General features: G+C 45.1%; 15 protein-coding genes. 5 read left to right on the top strand and 10 right to left on the bottom strand.

What is annotated here, in order from left to right; all coding sequences use genetic code 11:
* Positions 1 to 8: 8 nt before the first annotated feature.
* The gene (locus Q335_RS09695) at positions 9 to 653 is read left to right on the top strand and encodes an SCO family protein (RefSeq protein WP_051532385.1); all 645 of its coding nucleotides are present in this window, start codon (positions 9 to 11) and stop codon (positions 651 to 653) included.
* Positions 654 to 779: 126 nt separating this feature from the next.
* On the opposite strand, the gene Q335_RS0107265 is transcribed toward Q335_RS09695, so the two are convergent.
* Both Q335_RS0107265 and proC read right to left on the bottom strand, forming a co-directional pair.
* On the bottom strand, positions 780 to 2,063 hold the full coding sequence (locus tag Q335_RS0107265) for an MFS transporter (RefSeq protein ID WP_028358049.1): 1,284 nt from the start codon (positions 2,061 to 2,063) through the stop codon (positions 780 to 782).
* A gap of 146 nt (positions 2,064 to 2,209) precedes the next feature.
* Positions 2,210 to 3,061 (bottom strand): pyrroline-5-carboxylate reductase, encoded by an 852-nt coding sequence (gene proC, locus Q335_RS0107260; RefSeq protein ID WP_028358048.1) that lies wholly within the window; start codon positions 3,059 to 3,061, stop codon positions 2,210 to 2,212.
* A 175-nt stretch (positions 3,062 to 3,236) separates the two neighbouring features.
* Between proC and Q335_RS0107255 the strand changes: the two genes are divergently transcribed.
* From Q335_RS0107255 to Q335_RS09690, 3 genes are all read left to right on the top strand, one after another.
* The gene (locus tag Q335_RS0107255) at positions 3,237 to 4,397 is read left to right on the top strand and encodes a glycosyltransferase (RefSeq protein WP_028358047.1); all 1,161 of its coding nucleotides are present in this window, start codon (positions 3,237 to 3,239) and stop codon (positions 4,395 to 4,397) included.
* A gap of 4 nt (positions 4,398 to 4,401) precedes the next feature.
* Positions 4,402 to 5,145, top strand: a complete 744-nt coding sequence (locus tag Q335_RS0107250; RefSeq protein WP_028358046.1) for a polysaccharide deacetylase family protein — start codon at positions 4,402 to 4,404, stop codon at positions 5,143 to 5,145.
* A 152-nt stretch (positions 5,146 to 5,297) separates the two neighbouring features.
* On the top strand, positions 5,298 to 6,515 hold the full coding sequence (locus tag Q335_RS09690; RefSeq protein ID WP_051532384.1) for an NAD(P)H-dependent flavin oxidoreductase: 1,218 nt from the start codon (positions 5,298 to 5,300) through the stop codon (positions 6,513 to 6,515).
* 285 nt (positions 6,516 to 6,800) lie between these two features.
* On the opposite strand, the gene Q335_RS0107240 is transcribed toward Q335_RS09690, so the two are convergent.
* From Q335_RS0107240 to cyoA, 8 genes are all read right to left on the bottom strand, one after another.
* Positions 6,801 to 8,045 (bottom strand): YncE family protein, encoded by a 1,245-nt coding sequence (locus Q335_RS0107240; RefSeq protein WP_028358045.1) that lies wholly within the window; start codon positions 8,043 to 8,045, stop codon positions 6,801 to 6,803.
* 46 nt (positions 8,046 to 8,091) lie between these two features.
* On the bottom strand, positions 8,092 to 8,730 hold the full coding sequence (locus tag Q335_RS0107235; RefSeq protein ID WP_051532383.1) for an SCO family protein: 639 nt from the start codon (positions 8,728 to 8,730) through the stop codon (positions 8,092 to 8,094).
* Positions 8,731 to 8,828: 98 nt separating this feature from the next.
* Positions 8,829 to 9,356, bottom strand: a complete 528-nt coding sequence (locus Q335_RS0107230; protein ID WP_028358043.1) for a hypothetical protein — start codon at positions 9,354 to 9,356, stop codon at positions 8,829 to 8,831.
* A gap of 3 nt (positions 9,357 to 9,359) precedes the next feature.
* Positions 9,360 to 10,241, bottom strand: a complete 882-nt coding sequence (gene cyoE / locus Q335_RS0107225) for a heme o synthase (RefSeq protein WP_028358042.1) — start codon at positions 10,239 to 10,241, stop codon at positions 9,360 to 9,362.
* A 1-nt stretch (position 10,242) separates the two neighbouring features.
* Entirely contained in the window at positions 10,243 to 10,569 is a 327-nt protein-coding gene (gene cyoD / locus Q335_RS0107220) for a cytochrome o ubiquinol oxidase subunit IV (RefSeq protein WP_028358041.1), read from the bottom strand.
* Positions 10,566 to 11,198 (bottom strand): cytochrome o ubiquinol oxidase subunit III, encoded by a 633-nt coding sequence (cyoC, locus tag Q335_RS0107215; protein ID WP_028358040.1) that lies wholly within the window; start codon positions 11,196 to 11,198, stop codon positions 10,566 to 10,568. Before cyoC ends, cyoD begins: the two co-directional genes overlap by 4 nt.
* A gap of 8 nt (positions 11,199 to 11,206) precedes the next feature.
* Entirely contained in the window at positions 11,207 to 13,246 is a 2,040-nt protein-coding gene (locus Q335_RS09685) for a cbb3-type cytochrome c oxidase subunit I (protein WP_051532425.1), read from the bottom strand.
* A 31-nt stretch (positions 13,247 to 13,277) separates the two neighbouring features.
* Positions 13,278 to 14,141 (bottom strand): ubiquinol oxidase subunit II, encoded by an 864-nt coding sequence (cyoA, locus tag Q335_RS09680; RefSeq protein WP_038369646.1) that lies wholly within the window; start codon positions 14,139 to 14,141, stop codon positions 13,278 to 13,280.
* Between the two features lie 1,112 nt (positions 14,142 to 15,253).
* Between cyoA and Q335_RS0107195 the strand changes: the two genes are divergently transcribed.
* Positions 15,254 to 16,465, top strand: a complete 1,212-nt coding sequence (locus Q335_RS0107195) for a CaiB/BaiF CoA transferase family protein (protein ID WP_028358039.1) — start codon at positions 15,254 to 15,256, stop codon at positions 16,463 to 16,465.
* Positions 16,466 to 16,513 lie beyond the last annotated feature (48 nt).

Raw genomic sequence — 16,513 nt, 5'->3', positions numbered from 1 at the left:
ATTTCAGTATGTTTGCTCACTTTCGTTTACGTCACAACATCAAGTCACTGCTCACCATAGGCGCTGCGGCGCTCTTGTGTAGTCTGAGTACGCCGACCTGGGCCCAAACGAGTGAGACGGCTACCTCACAAGTGACCACTATTTATCCGATTCGTGGTCACTTACCAGATCTCCGCTTTGCACTCCAAGGCCCAGACCATCAAACCATCACCGCGCAAGCACTCCGGGGCAAAACGGTGTTGGTATTTTTTGGTTATAGCCATTGTCCAGATATCTGCCCTACGACCTTAATTGAATTAGCGGGCATGAAGCAAGAACTACCCGATGACGTGAAATCTAACGTACAGATTTTGTTTATTAGCGTGGATCCGACGCGAGATACCCCAGAACTGCTCAATCGCTATGTCAAAGCCTTTGATAAAGACGCGCTTGGGGTCACCGGTAGCGAAGACGAAATTGCTGATATTGCCCGACGTTATCGCGTCTCGTATCAAATCAGTAAACCTCAGCAAGAGGGTGAACCTTACGAAGTCAATCACGCTCAAGGCATTTATATTTTTGATCAAAAAGGCCGCGCACGCTATTTAGCCTCTAATAGTCAAGACATTAACAAGATTGCCGCCACATTAATCGACTTAGTACATCACTCCTAACAGCAAACCTAGCCACGTAACGGGGATCGCATCGGGAGCAATGCTGCTCTTGTCCAGCATTGTCCAGCCAGCCCTGAGGTGCAAGCCCCGGCCGCCAAATCCACGTCATTAGCGGCCCTTTAAAGTTTACGACGACTCCACAGGGGCGGCGGGAACCACCTCAACAATCACCTCGTCTGGAATCTCATGATCCTCGACCAACGGAGTCACCATTTGCATCCCGACAGGATGCTCAGCCATTGGCATAAATGGCACTGGGCCATCTCCCACCATACGATCTTCATAGCGATTTTGCCAACGCATCCAGATCAGTAAGCTTAGACAGACCACCGAATACATGATAAAGACTGCATACGGTGAGTAACGCATAAAGAGCCCTGTGATGATCGGCCCGATAGCCGCCCCTACCCCAAAAATTGCCAGTAATAAACCACTTAAGGTGACGCGTTTGTGCGGTTCAATCGCATCATTGGCATAAGCCACAGCCAACGGGTAAAAAGTAAATAAAAAGACGCCGATACAAAAGCTAGTGATTAAGATAATGGTGTAGTTAAGTGTAAATAGCCCCCACAAGGGAATAGCACAAAGCGCCATTAAACAGAGGTTGATTTTGATAAGTTTGGAGCGATCCATACGGTCACTGAGCCAACCGATGGGCCATTGCGCCACAAAACCAGCGGCAATGGCCATAGCAATAAAAATACTGATTTGGCTCGTACTCAGATTAAGCTGGTGACCAAAGACCGGTGCCAGCCCATAAAAAACACCAGCCATCATACCAGCGCCCAAGCACATTGCTAAACTTTGGGGAATACGCTTAAAAAAATACGATAACTCCATCGGCACCGCTAATAATTGCGGCGGATTACTGCGTCTTGTCAAAACTATCGGTAACTGACTGGCCACAAAAAACAGGGTCACCAAGAGCATTGGACGCGGCCCAATTTCAGGCACCAGAATCAAGAGTAATTGGCCCAATATCTGCCCGACACTGACTGCAACCATATAGAGCGCAAAAATAATACCGCGTTGATTAGCTTCGCTTTCTTCATTGAGCCAACTCTCCACCACCATGTATTGACACATCATGGAGAGACCAATCACAAAGCGTAAAACCATCCAAATATCAAGCTGACTGGTCAGCAGATGCACAATGAGAGCAATTGTCGTGATGGCCGCTGAGCCAGCAAAGCAACGAATATGACCGACATGCTGAATCAAGAGATTGCCTAGCTTGGCCCCCAATACCATGCCGCCATAATACAAGGCAATCAGCAAACCAATAATGGAACTTGAGACATTTTCGGCCCCCAAAGCCAGGGCCATATAGGTATTAAAGGTACTAATACCCATAGACATTAACAATGCCGAAAAATAAAGCGCTGGAAAGGTGACAAACAATGCTTTCATGCACAACCCCCTAGAGGACAATAGCAAAAATAAAACCCGCCCATCATATGGGCAGGTTATGGATTCGTGATTCACACCACAACAGAGGGTTGTGTTTACTCAATCGAGTGTGATTTTACACTGAAAATCACTGTAGTCGAGGCTCTTTAATGTGGTTTTGCTAATTCCTTGGCGAGTTCGCTACCACGTTTAGAGGCCGCTTGCATAGCTTGGGCGACGATATGTTTAAATCCTTGCTCTTCAAACACGGCCAAGGCTGCCGCTGTCGTCCCCCCTTTTGAGGTGACATTTTTGCGTAATTGGGCTGCATCTTGGTCAGATTGCTGCGCCAGAGCTGTCGCACCGGACACCGTAGCCATCGCAATCTCTGTGGCTTGTTGTTTATCAAAACCTAAGGCCTGAGCGCCTTCTATTAAGCTTTCTATAAATAAAAAGACATATGCCGGACCACTGCCAGACACACCTGTAATGGCGTCAATCATATTTTCGTGTGCAAGCTGAAAAACCTTACCGCAAGGAGCAAATAAGGCTTGGGCACGTGCCATATCCTGAGCATCTACCTCTTGCGCTCCGTAGATGCCAACAACCCCTTGGCCAATTAATGATGGAGTGTTAGGCATGGCACGAATTAGGCGCTGATACGGTACTTGAGACGAACCCAACCATTGCGCCAAGCTGTCGCAATTAATCCCAGCAGCGACACTGATCACCAGGGTATTGTCACGCAGCTGCCCACGGTATTGTTGCACGACATCATGCATAACTTGCGGCTTGACTGCCAAGACCCAAATGTCGGCCGAACTCAACTCGCTGTCAGGCTGAACATAGACATGTTCATAGCCTTGTTCTTGCCATGCTTGTTGGGATTGCTCAGAGTTGACAGCAATCGTAATTTGCTCTTTTTGCGCACTTTGGGTATTTACAAGGCCTTGAATAATAGCCCCCGCCATATTGCCCCCACCAATAAAAGCAATGGTTCCTGAGATACGATTTGTCATGTAAACTCCTTGTCTTTGACATAGAACTGCATAAATCTGCAAAAATAACCTTCTGCAGTGTAGCATTTAATCTGACTGTTGGCTCAACGCATGCTCCCTTCATAGAGCCGCTAGCCTATCACAAGAATTGACGTGACACGCAGTTGCCCACACGTTTTGCCACAAAGCCCATCACATGAAAATTCTTTTTACTAATTTCCACCCCAATAATGGCGGTGGTCATACGACGTATATCATCAACTTACTAAAGCATTTACATCAACAGCATCAATGCGTGGTAGCCACGCCCGCGAGCAGTCGCTTGTATAAGTTTGCTCAGGCTTTACCCTCTGTACAGCGTCACGCGGAGGACTATCCCAAGAATTTTTTCAAAACGCTTGCCCATGCTCGTGCACTCAAGCGCTATCTTAAACAAGAGAGATTCGATATCATCCATGTCAATGGTAGTGCCGATCATAAATTAGTCTGGTTAGCTTGCGCCGGCTGGCGTCAGCGCCCAAACATCATCTGGACTAAGCACAATACCAAAGCTATCGACTCAATTGGCAATCGCTTGCGGGCCAGTGTTACCGACCGCGTCATCGCCGTCAGTGAATTTGTGCGACAAATTGTGCGTCAATCACCCTATGCCCAGATCCCCTGTGACATGATTCATCACGGTATAGATACTGATTATTTTAGCCCGCCCAGCCCGAGTCAAAAGCAACGCTGGCGTGGCGAACTTATTCGCTTGGCTGCCAAGCAAAACCCTAAGCTATCACTCTCTAAGCAAACCAGGGAGGATTGGATTATTCTGGGTAGTTCTGGCGGTACCGATTTTGAAAAAGGTTGGCGTGAAATGGTGAGCGCCGTCAGTCAACTGCCCGAAGACAAACGTCGACGCTGTTTAATCATGGTCGCAGGTAAACCACCCAAAACTGAGGTCAGAAATTTCTTAGCTCAGACCGGGATTGCTGCGCAAATAGTATTCCCCGGGTTGGTCGATGACGTGCGACCCTTATTAGGCGCTTGTGATCTTGGCTTTGTACTCTCACACGATGAAGCCCTCTCCTTTGCATGTCGCGAGTGTATGGCCTTAGGCTTACCCACGATCATTAGTGATGCCGGTGGCTTACCAGAAAACTTGGAGCATGGCAAAGAAGGCTGGATCGTCCAGCGTAAAAATAGCCAAGCCGTACTCGAGCTACTGCTAGCCATTCTCGATAAGCCAAGCTTGCTTGAGGAAGTCGGCCAAGCCGCACGACGTAAAGCCGAAAACCAATTTACGATGTCACAATTTGTGCAATCGACCACCAGCAGTTACCAACACCTTCTAGCACAATCCAAAAAGGCCTAACATCATTATGATACCCATCTTAATGTACCATCAGATTGCCCCTATGCCACAAAGCGGCCCTTACCGTGGCTTATCGGTGCCACCCAGCAAATTTCGTCGGCAGATGCAATGGCTCAAACGCCTCGGTTACCAGGGTCTAAGCATGCAGCAACTACTCCCCTATATCAAAGGCGAGAAACGCGGCAAAGTCTTTGGCATTACCTTTGATGATGGCTACCAAAATGTTTTTGAAAATGCCCTACCCGTACTCAGGGACCTAGGATTTAGTAGCACTGTTTATATGGTGGCAGGCCATTTTGGGGGATGGAATTTTTGGGATAGCAGCAAGGGTATTGCCCGTAGCGAACTCATGACGATTGCCCAACTTAAGGAGTGGCAGGCCGCCGCACAAGAGATCGGTGCCCATACCGTCGATCATACAGATTTGACGCAACTCAGTCTGCAAGAAGCAAAGTACCAAATTGAACAGGCGCGCAGCCTGCTCCAAGCAGTGTTTGGTCAGCGCATTGAATCCTTTTGCTATCCCTATGGACAATATAATGCGGATATCTGTGCCTTGACGCAAGCCGCGGGCTATAGCAATAGCACGATTGTAAGCCGCGGTTTGGCCTTACCTAGCGATAATCTGTATGCCCTACCTCGAGTCACGGTATCGGGAACATTAGACTTGGCGTCATTTCTACTGAAAGTGCTGACACGAAAAGAACACAGAAAACGCTTCAAAAAAACATCAAAAAATAAAACTTAACTGAAAAAAATCAAATTTCTTTAAAAAAATTCTTAAAAGTCAACACATTAAGAGGGTTTTCATTGACAGTATGAGAGCCCGCACATAAAATTTTTATTTATCTGTAGCAGTAGTTTATTGCAAAAATATTAATTTAACTATCGAGTTGCCTCATGGAAAACCCGTATGATTATTTAACCATTCGTGGCCGTTCTCTATTACCGATTGTGCAAGGCGGTATGGGTGTAGGTATTTCTGCACACAAACTGGCCAGTGCTGTAGCCCGCGAAAACGCCATGGGCACGATTGCCAGCATTGATTTGCGCCATTTACATCCCGACTTACTGGCCGAATCCAAAGCCAACCCTGTCGAAGAAAACTACGATCGTCTCAATCACATCGCGCTTGATCGTGAAATCAAACAAGCGCTTGCAGACAGTCAAGGCAAAGGCATGATTGCGGTCAATGTTATGAAAGCCGTCAAAGACTATGCCATGTTGGTAAAACAATCGTGCGAATCTGGAGCACAGGCCATTGTCATGGGAGCAGGCTTGCCAATGGAGTTGCCTGATCTCACCAAAGATTTTCCGAATGTGGCTCTATTGCCGATTTTGTCAGAGTCCCGAGGCATTAATTTAGTGCTCAAGCGTTGGATGAAAAAAAATCGTTTACCCGATGCCATTATTATTGAGCACCCTAATCATGCTGGTGGCCACTTAGGGGCCCCCAATATGAATGAACTCTCAAGCGATCGTTTTAGTTTTAAGCGTGTCCTTGAAGAAAGCTTTGAAGTCTTCAAAAAACTCGGTTTAGAGAGTGAAAAAATCCCCTTAATTCTCGCCGGTGGCATGGCCAACTACAAAAAAATTCACACCGCCCTCAAAACTTGGGGTGCCAATGCTGTGCAAATTGGTACGGCATTTGCTGTGACACAAGAAGGTGATGCTCACGAAAACTTCAAAAAAACACTGCGTGACGCCGAAGAAAAAGACATTGTTGAGTTTATGTCAGTCGCTGGTTTACCTGCACGCGCTGTACTCACCCCTTATCTTCAAAAATACCTCAAAAACGAAGCCAAATTACAAGGCGTCGCCAAGGCCGATCCACGCCGCTGCGTACAAAGTCTTAATTGCCTCTCTGTTTGCGGTTTACGTGATGGTATCAGTAAGATTGGTCAATTTTGTATTGACCAACGTCTGACCGACGCCCTCAATGGCGATGTCCGCAAGGGGCTTTTCTTTAGAGGTAAGGATCCCCTACCTTTTGGTAATCAAGCCAAAACGGTCAAAGACACCATTCGCTACTTATTAACGGGTCAAACCCAAGAGAGCACTGAGTGCGACATCAGTCCACAACGAAAGTGTGATGATCAATTAGTCCCTCAGCTCTAATTGATCGTGTATACATAGTGCTTAAAACATAGTGCATAAAAAAGCCTCAAACCTTTGCAGCGTTTGAGGCTTTTTCTTTGTTTGAGCCAACGAGCGTATCAAAACGGTTGCTCACACGGCTGACGCGAATGTATGAATGACTTCGATGAGTCATAAGGGGTTAACGCATTGCATGCATAATAGTATTTGCTATTAACTCATGATCAAAAATTTTATATTAAGCGCATTTTATATATTAAATAATCTCTTTTCGTGGTAATTGACCACAAAAAGAATATTTTAGATTTAATAGCAAAAGCTATTGTTACCACCCATGCGAACTAAATTTGCTTCGAGAATGCCATCCAAAACAATCGGCGCTTTTGCCTGGCCATTTTTAATATCAAAAGGCATGAGTAGTTCGTGCCCTCCCGTCACCGATAATAGGGCTGTTTTACCATCACCGGTAATCCATACATCTTGTACCTGTCCTTGGCTAGCAAACCATTGTTCCGCTTGATCAGGATTGGCGGGAATAATCGCTAAACCGCCATCGGCAATCGCAATCCAATATTGATTCAACCAACCACCACGAATTTTTTTGACGGGACTGGGTAAGTGCACACGTTTGATAAGGGTTTGCGTCAACGGATTTAAGCCCACCACTAAGCCTTGATCATCCCCAAATACAGCAAATTGTTGATTGGCATCCAAATAAGGATCGACCGGTTTAGCCTGATCTGATAAATCGCTGACACGGTGCAGTTGTTGCTGCGCTAAGTCATAAATATAAGCCTGCTGGCCATTTTCTTTGGCAAACGCCATAATCGTGCCTTGAGCATTGACAGCCAATGGCCCCGGTTTCTCAGCATCTGCCAAGCGTAACGGCAACCGTTGCCATGCACTATTGTGTTGTTGATTGACTTTTAATTGCAGTAATTCCTGGGTAGCTTGATTGGCCAACCATAAGCTATTGCTCAAGGCAGAAAAGACGGGCAAATGGGCTTTATCAAACTGTTTGATGCCAGGCGGATTGGGCAGTTGATATAAATTACCACTATCGTAATCGACTAAGGCAATTTGATCCTGCATTACAAGTAGTAAGGATTGCTGATTCGGGATAAAAAACATATCTATCGGTTCGCTGGGCAACCGTATAAATTGTTTGCTTTGTTTTTTTAGGTTATAAAAAACCAGACGATTTTCTTGGCGATTTGCATACGCCATCATGGGAAAATCGGTCGCAATCGTTAAGATGTCCGGTGTGATACCAAGATTGTAGCGCGCAATCTGTTGGTTTTTTTTGAGATCAATAATGGCCAGCTGATCCGACCGTTTATCGCTCACATAGGCATAACGAGACGGTGAATACACATAGTCGGGCACTAAATCCAGATAATACCAAAAGCCCGATACAAAAAATGTGAGCACCAAGACAAATAAGCCCACGATGATATAAAACTGACCTTTTTCGAGACCCAAAAAATAGGTACGAGATTGGTTATGCGTAGATGGAGAGGTGTTGTTGTCTGCAGAGGCTGGTGTGCTCATCGTGGCATTTAGATAATTCTAGTGGGACTACATCGAAATCAGATAATTATGAATCCGACAGGATTTTGTTGATGTCTTTGGTTAATTCTTCGTGCCCTGCTTGATAATCAAAAGCATCAATAATCTCCCGTTTCGGAGAAAGTAAATAAATCAAGGTGCTGTGATAAACACTGTGAGAACTGGGCAGATTTGGAGGCACAACTTCATCATTGCCGAAACGATATCCAAAACTCGCCCCATAACGACGAATTAACTTTTTGAGTGTGTCGTAGTCGGCCGTCAACCCGACAATGTTTTTGTTAAAGCCATGTGCGTACTGTGCCACACGCTCTGGCGTGTCAATGGTCGGGTCCACGCTAACAAACACCGCTTGCAGTTTTTCTGGATGCTCTAGTTGACGCAGTGTTTGATCAATTTCATACAAGGTGGTCGGACAAATATCTGGGCAAGAGGTATACCCAAAACTTAAGAGAATATATTTACCTTTAAAGTCCTGATCTGAGACCTTGCCATCGACGCCCTCTAATGTAAAGCCGTAATCACCGTTTTGCTGGGGCGCTGCGGTTGGCTTAGCACTACTGGACGTGGCAGAACCCGCTGGCGCTGGCGCCGACCAGGCCAATACCGCTGTGCTACTTAAGGTCAGGGCAAGTAATGTACGAGAAAAAAAACGTGAAATGTTCATATGCATACCATCAAGATTCTACTCTGTCGCCTATTCAGTAAAAAAACAAAAAAGCCAAGCAGGAAAATCTGATTGGCCACGCTAGGCAGCACCTAGCACTATTTGAGTTTGATATCTTTGGCAGTGACTGCACTATCCACATCCCTATGGATATGCACTAAACACATAGGACTGCTTTTCATGGCCGTCGTCAAATAGGCAATTTGAGAATACGGGCTTTTGTTTTTTTTGTATACCGAAGTGGCCTCATTTAAGCGACCAATCTCTGACCACTTTGAAAAAATTTCTTCGCGAATGCTAATACAAGGATCCGTTAATACAAAACTCTCTTCTATGGCAATCTGGCATTGTTGAGCGGCAGATGGATAAGCGTGCAAAGCCAGTAAGGCATTGCGATCCTGAAAATCCAAGACGCCATTAATCACCGGATAAGATGATTGAGGAGAGGAGGCATCAATATAGAGTCGGCTGGTATTTTTGCCGATAAGCGCTTGCGCCACTGAATCGAGTTCAGCGGCACAAGCCACTTCATGACCATAATCTTTGAGCACTGCCGGTAGGCCACTGTCAGCCAAAGCTTGTGAAGAACAAAATAAGGCCAATAGGCTTACAAACAGGCGTTGCATGCGTTATATGGTAAAGAAAACGTGACTTGCAGGAGAAGCCACAAAATCAATGGAAATTAAGGCAGAAAATGCCATAATCGCGACAATCGAAAAGACAAAGACGCGGCGTGCCCATTGTACTTGGCTATCTGGGCTGTAGCTGACTTTGGCAAGGTACAACCAGTAGATACTGACCAAACCCATGGTCAACGTATAAATACTACCGACATAACCAAATAATGACAGCATTAAGCTGGCCAAGGCAAAGGCCACAATATACCAAATCATATGTTTGCGAGCCTTGCTCACCCCTTCTTCGATAGGCAATACAGGAATATTGGCCGCTTTGTAATCGTCAAAACGATAAATTGCAATCGCATAAGAATGCGGAATTTGCCAAAAACAAAACGTTAATAACAAAATCAAGGCGCCCATATCAAAACTATTGGTCACTGCGGTATAACCAATAATAGGAGGACAGGCTCCAGATAATGAACCAATTAAGGTGCCGTAAGTTGAATGGCGCTTGAATTTGAGACTATATAAAAATACATACACCACAAAGCCTAACGCGGCAAAAGCCACGGCATACCAGTTGGTATAGACCGCCAAGACACTAAAACCCAAGACGCCCATCAAAAAGCCAATAATATTGACATTCTGGGGGCCAACATGAGTAATGGCGTCAATGCGATGGCGTGTACGACGCATCTTTTGGTCGATATCGCGATCGATGTAATTGTTAAATAAGCAGCCCGACGCCACCACTGCCGTCGATCCTAAGACGACGGCGAGCAAATCATGATGGATGTGCCCTTTTGCCGCTAGCAGATAACCTGCGATAGCGGCAATCAGGTTGCCCATGATGATGCCAGGCTTCATTAAGGTTAAAGAATCACGCCACATTTTAGTGCCCAATCATCATTGTATTGATATGTAAGTGATGGAAGATCCACAAACTCAATACAACAAAGAACAACAAGCTTAGTAAAGTATATAAACCTGCTACGCTCTCCCAAGATTGTGATTTTTTGCCGGTTAAGTGCAAGAAGAACACAATTTGTACCAAGACTTGGGCGATCGCTGCCAAACTAATGACGGCAAGCGCCGTCGTCGTTAGCTCAGGCGTAGACATAACGTAACCAAAGGAGACAGCCGTCAGAGCCAGCGATAAGATCAAACCGATGATGTAACTTTTGAGGCTGCCGTGTGAAGATGCTGAATCGTGACTCATGAATATTGTCCTAATAAGTAAACGAAAGTAAATACACAAATCCAGATAATGTCTAAGAAGTGCCAGAACACGCTTAATTGATTCATGCGATTGACATTCTCATGATCCAGACCACGTTTGCTAAAGGAAACAAACATGACAATCATCCAGATTAAACCTGCAGTCACGTGTAGACCGTGAGTCGCTACTAAAGTAAAGAAAGCAGACCAATAACCTGAAAGCTGTGGTGTCACGCCCTCATGAGCTAAATTATTAAACTCATAAAGCTCCATCGTCACGAAGCTTACGCCCAAGACAAAGGTGATTGACATCCACAATTTAATTTGTTTGAGGTTGCCTTTGTTGAGACCTAACATCGCCATACCAAAAGTAAAGCTAGAAACCAATAGCAAAATGGTTTCGATCAACACGAAAGGCACTTCAAACACTTCGTGTGGTTCGGTTTGTTGTGCGAAGTTACCACTCATGACCCCATAGCAAGCAAACAAGGTGGCAAAGATCATGCAGTCAGACAAAATGTACAACCAAAAACCGAAATTATCGCGTTCTGCCTGCTCTTTTAGGTGCTCATGATGGTGATCATCGTGTAGATGATCATCATGAGCCATATTTTGAATCGATGCAGTCATGTGTACTCCTAATTAACTGAATTTGATGGCAATGGACGAGTCGCGAAAGATGGATCGCGCATGGCGGCGTCTAGCTCATCATGATATTGGTTTTCGTAATCAGCAACCTCTTGCGCAGGGATATAGTAGTCTTTGTGTTTAGAGAAACTACGCATCCACCATGGCGCAATCATACCGATAAAGCCGACGACGACAAGCCACCAGATATGCCATACAAAAGCAAAACCAAAAATGAGTGAGAAGATACCGATGACAGGACCTTCCCAAGCCGAGGTTGGCATATGGATATCAGTCACTTTGGCAGGACGATCAAAGGCATAACCTTGTTTTTTCATGTAGTCAAATTCGTCGCGATCATGGACCTGAGGAATCACTGCAAAGTTGTAACTAGCTGGAGGTGATGAGGTTTTCCATTCGAGCGTACGAGCATTCCATGGATCACCTGTTACATCACGGTAAGCCGGATCTTTACGTTTGTAGAAGCTCCAACCGATATTCACTACCATGCAAATAATACCAGCAAAGATAATTAAGGCACCCAAGAAGGCAATATAGACGTACGGAGCCATGCTTGGATCAGTCACTTTGTAGAGACGACGAGTCATACCATCAAAACCTGAGAGGTATTTAGGCATCCAAGCGACAAAGAAACCAACAAACCATAAGGCCGCAGACCATTTACCTAATTTCTCATTGAGTTTGAAACCGGTAAATTTAGGCCACCAATAGGTTAATCCTGCAAAGTAACCATAAACTGCACCACCAATAATCGTGTTATGGAAGTGAGCGACCAAGAAGGTACTGTTATGAACCACATAGTCGTTAGTAGGAATAGATAACATCACCCCTGTCATACCACCGACAGTAAAGGTCAATAGCATAGCCATCACCCACCACATAGAGGCAGAGAAGACGATACGACCTTTGTACATGGTGAAAATCCAGTTATAGAGTTTCACACCCGTCGGAATCGCGATAAACATGGTCATGATACCGAAGAAGGAGTTAACGCTGGCTCCTGAACCCATGGTAAAGAAGTGGTGTAGCCATACCAAGAAGGACAGAATCATAATGACTACCGTCGCGTATACGAGTGAGGTATATCCAAACAAGCGTTTGCGCGAGAATGTCGCGGTGATTTCGGAGATCATACCAAATGCTGGCAAGACCAAGAAATAGACCTCTGGGTGACCCCAGCCCCAAATCAAGTTGACCCATAGGCTTTGGTTACCGCCAGCTGCCCCTGTAAAGAAGTGGAAGTCTAAGTAACGGTCAAGCGTAAGAAGCACAATCGCTGCGGTTAAAATCGGGAAAATCACTAAACCGAGGAAGAACGTACAAAATACGGTCCAAGTGAAGGTCGGCATTTTCATGAGTGTCATGCCTGGCGCACGCATTTTGATAATGGTGGCCAAGATATTAACCGCCGTCAGTGTCGTACCTACCCCCGACAGCTGCAAGGACCAAATCCAATAATCGACCCCCACATTCGGGCTATAGAAAATACCTGATAAAGGCGGATAAGCGACCCAACCCGTTGCCGCGAACTGACCGATAAATAAAGATAAGTTCACCAAGATAGCGGCAGAAATGGTAAACCAGAGGCTCACCAAGTTCATGAACGGATACGCCATATCGCGCGCACCGATTTGTAGCGGCATGACGATATTGGCCAGACCCGTAAACAACGGCGTTGCCACGAAGAAAATCATGATCACGCCATGTGCGGTAAAGACTTGGTCAAAGTGCTCTGGGTGTAAATAACCCTCACCACCATTGACCCCCATGACGGAAACCGCTTGTTGCGAGGTCATCATCAGCGCATCGGCAAAGCCCCTAAAGAGCATGACGACGGCAAGAATAATGTACATAATACCAATTTTTTTGTGGTCAACTGTACAGAACCAATCACGCCACAGTGGGCCCCAGGCTTTTTTGTAAGTAATAAAAGCGAGTAAGGCAAATGCGCCGATAAAAATACCAGCGGTGACGACCATAACAATTGGCTCATGCCACGGTACAGCGTCCCAGCCCAATTTACCAAAAATAGGACTCACTTCTGAGCTTGTTTGTAAAGACTCAGTCATTTCTTTGTACTCCACTAAATGAATTGATAACTTTAGAGTAGAGACCCGGATCAGCCTCACTATAGTAAGTTACAGGAACCCAACGACTATCCGGTTGTAATGATTTAAAGACATCGTCCGTCAAAGGTGTGCCTTGTGAGCGAACTTTGTTAACCCATTGTGAATAGTCTTCTAGGCTAAGGGCATGTGCTTTAAATTGCATACCAGCAAAACCGTAACCACTGTACATGGCAGAAATACCTGGATAAGTACCTACCGTATCGGCCATCAAATTAAGTCGACTTTCCATACCGCTCATTGCATAAATTTGTGAGCCAAGACGCGGAATGAAGAAAGAGTTCATGGTACTGTCTGAAGTGATATGGAATTCCACAGGTTGATTGACAGGGAATGCCACCTCATTGATTGCAGCAATTTTTTCGTCTGGATAAATAAATAACCACTTCCAGTTGAGCGCCACCACATCGATCACCTTCGGTTGCACTTGTTGGCCATCGACCAGGAGATGTTTACGTGGGTCTAGGCGGTGTGTCTCGATGTAGGTGACCGTCGCCAAGAAAAGAATAATGATAATAGGAATCCCCCAGGCAAAGATCTCGATCTTTTTGGAGTGGTCCCACTCTGGAGTATGAGTTTGCTGAGATTTTTTGTTTTTGGCGCTATATTTCCATGCAAAAATAATCACCATTAACAAGGTTGGAATCACAACAATTAACATGGCACCTACTGTTAGGAACAATGTGCCTCTGATTTCGTGCCCTACTGGTCCTTTGGGGTTGAACAGGGCGTAATCACAGCCTTGCAATAACAACGGCAAAAACAGTAAGGCAGAGAGTAGAAATTTTCTAACCTTCATTGACAGTCCACTATTAAATGTAAAAAACTGAAACGATTACTGTACACGTACAGTAACCGCATTTTTAAGTGCTAATCATAAGAAAAAAACCCTGCTTTAGTCAAATAAATTGCTGTTTTTTCTAGAAATAATGGCTGTTTTTCAGGTAAATTGTAACTATTTTTGTAAAAAAATATTAAACGCAAATAAAGGCGTAAAATAGAAAGAGCTACGCGCAAAAAATCCCTAACGTAGCAAAGTCAGTTTATGCAAGTATTGTGGTTAGGCATGTTCGAATACTATCTTCTGACTTTGACGTTGACATTTACTTCGGGGTGCTTTGCGTGTCCACTAAAAGCGAGTGTTCACTAAAGGCGATCTAGTCTTGCAATTCAGATTTATTTAGTGACTGCTAATTGAGCCGCGCTGTATTTATTCGCTATCTCGATTGACTCGTTTTCGCAGCCTTTCTCAGACCTTCGCAGACTTTCTCATAAGGTGCTCTGCTTAGGCCAACGCCATGGGCTAATACTTATAAACTTATAAGTCTCTTATTAACCCCTCTGCTAGTTCCTTCTGCTAGCCTTTTACAAGCTCCTTGTAGCACAACCTTCCCCATCTGTAGGTGCTTCTCTTCATTTATGTCGTTACTTGCTTTTCTTTAGTTCCCCTTATTGCTCTTTAGTGATGACTAGCGTTGCTCACGATTAACGCCGCTCTACTTTATTTCTAACCTTCGGATGCAAATAATACTGCCCCTTTAAAAAGCACCCTTGGCCTAACTCGCGCCCGCCCACATTCGTGACTACCCTCTAAGCATGAGGCAATGACGCTGAGCCTATAGACATACTAATCAGTTCCTGCCAATAGTACAGTTATACACGCTAACTATCCCGGTTGCAGGCAACTCGTCAGCTGAAGTTTGTCAAATCTCAAAAGACTAACAAAAATACTCATAAAAACAGACAGTTGCTAAGTCTTATAGAGGTTATCCATTAGGTAGCGTTTTTGGACCTATCCACAAAAATGATCTTGCTAGAATTGTAGGATAATTTTGTAGACAACTATATACTGCGCATCATCTACAGAGTATACACAGATTTTGCGCCGTGCCTGTAAATTTGGGAGTGAGTATGAGCCAAGCCGAAACTAGTTTGCCCCTCGAAGGTGTTCGCGTTTTAGATTTATCACGCGTTTTTGCAGGACCTTATTGCACCCAATCTCTCGGGGACTTCGGTGCCGAAGTAATTAAGATCGAGCATCCCGAACGTGGTGACGATACTCGTGACTGGGGTTTGAAACTGGATGAGGGGGGCATCACGACCTACTACAACAGCGTCAACCGCAGTAAGAAGTCCATTGGCGTTAATCTCAAAACACCTGAAGGTCAGGCACTCATCAAGGAGCTGGTCAAAAAATCGCACGTGCTGGTGCACAACTTTAAATATGGCGATATTGATAGCATGGGTTTAGGCTATGAAACCCTCAAAGAAATCAACCCATCCTTAATTTTTTGCGCGGTCACGGGCTATGATCCTACGGGTCCCGAAGCCAAACGACCGGGCTACGATTTAATGATTCAAGGTGAAGCGGGTTTGATGGCCCTGAATGGTGATCGCGGTCAGGGTCCTCTAAAATTTGGTATGTCCGTGGTAGATATGTATACCGGCATGTTTGCCGCACAAGCCATTATGGCAGCACTTTATGAACAGCAAAAAAATGGTAAAGGCCGTTTGATTGAAATGGTGCTTTACGATAGTGGTGTGACGATACAAGCTTTTTATGGATTAGAAGCGATATTACTGAAACGTGAGCGCGAGAAATACGGTAATCAGCACCCTTCTATTATGCCGTACGGGGTTTATGATGCCAAAGACGGCCCACTGATTATTACGGTGGGCAATAATGCCCAGTTTAAGCGATTTGCTGAGCATGTCTTACAAATGCCTGAGCTCGCCAACAACCCTGATTATGAGACTAATCTCAAACGCGCTAAGCATCGGGATGCACTACTAGCACTTATTAAGAGGGAGTTAATCAAAATTCCCCGTGCCGAAGTTATACGTCGCTTAAATGAGCAAAATATTCCATGTGGCGAAGTCAAAGGCATGTATGAAGCTTTATCCTCTGAGCGTACAGCGCAATCTGATATTTTGAATGAGTTTGATGAGCACACAAAACGCAATCTCTTTATGAAGGCGCCCTACCGCTACGATGGCAAACGCATACCCGTGCACTTGCCTCCACCGAAGCTCGCCGAGCATACGGATGCTATTTTGAGCGAATTGACGGATTACAGTGCCGAGAAAATTGCTGAGCTCAAAGCTAAAGGGGCCATTAAGTAGCTGTTAAGGATGTCTAGCCAAGGCCTAAACAGGAGATATAGCGTTGCA

The organism is Brackiella oedipodis DSM 13743, from assembly GCF_000621025.1.
Lineage (GTDB): Bacteria > Pseudomonadota > Gammaproteobacteria > Burkholderiales > Burkholderiaceae_B > Oligella > Oligella oedipodis.
The sequence above is the reverse complement of the archived record's forward strand: the minus strand, read 5'-3'. Positions and strand labels throughout refer to the sequence as shown.

Excerpts from the sequence above, each read along its gene's own strand:
- Q335_RS0107255 (WP_028358047.1), top strand. The coding sequence starts at position 3,237 with ATGAAAATTCTTTTTACTAATTTCCACCCCAATAATGGCGGTGGTCAT.
- cyoD (WP_028358041.1), bottom strand. The coding sequence starts at position 10,569 with ATGAGTCACGATTCAGCATCTTCACACGGCAGCCTCAAAAGTTACATC.
- cyoC (WP_028358040.1), bottom strand. The coding sequence starts at position 11,198 with ATGACTGCATCGATTCAAAATATGGCTCATGATGATCATCTACACGAT.
- Q335_RS0107235 (WP_051532383.1), bottom strand. The coding sequence starts at position 8,730 with ATGAACATTTCACGTTTTTTTTCTCGTACATTACTTGCCCTGACCTTA.
- Q335_RS0107230 (WP_028358043.1), bottom strand. The coding sequence starts at position 9,356 with ATGCAACGCCTGTTTGTAAGCCTATTGGCCTTATTTTGTTCTTCACAA.
- Q335_RS09690 (WP_051532384.1), top strand. The coding sequence starts at position 5,298 with ATGGAAAACCCGTATGATTATTTAACCATTCGTGGCCGTTCTCTATTA.
- Q335_RS0107195 (WP_028358039.1), top strand. The coding sequence starts at position 15,254 with ATGAGCCAAGCCGAAACTAGTTTGCCCCTCGAAGGTGTTCGCGTTTTA.
- Q335_RS0107265 (WP_028358049.1), bottom strand. The coding sequence starts at position 2,063 with ATGAAAGCATTGTTTGTCACCTTTCCAGCGCTTTATTTTTCGGCATTG.
- cyoA (WP_038369646.1), bottom strand. The coding sequence starts at position 14,141 with ATGAAGGTTAGAAAATTTCTACTCTCTGCCTTACTGTTTTTGCCGTTG.
- Q335_RS0107240 (WP_028358045.1), bottom strand. The coding sequence starts at position 8,045 with ATGAGCACACCAGCCTCTGCAGACAACAACACCTCTCCATCTACGCAT.
- proC (WP_028358048.1), bottom strand. The coding sequence starts at position 3,061 with ATGACAAATCGTATCTCAGGAACCATTGCTTTTATTGGTGGGGGCAAT.
- cyoE (WP_028358042.1), bottom strand. The coding sequence starts at position 10,241 with ATGTGGCGTGATTCTTTAACCTTAATGAAGCCTGGCATCATCATGGGC.
- Q335_RS09695 (WP_051532385.1), top strand. The coding sequence starts at position 9 with ATGTTTGCTCACTTTCGTTTACGTCACAACATCAAGTCACTGCTCACC.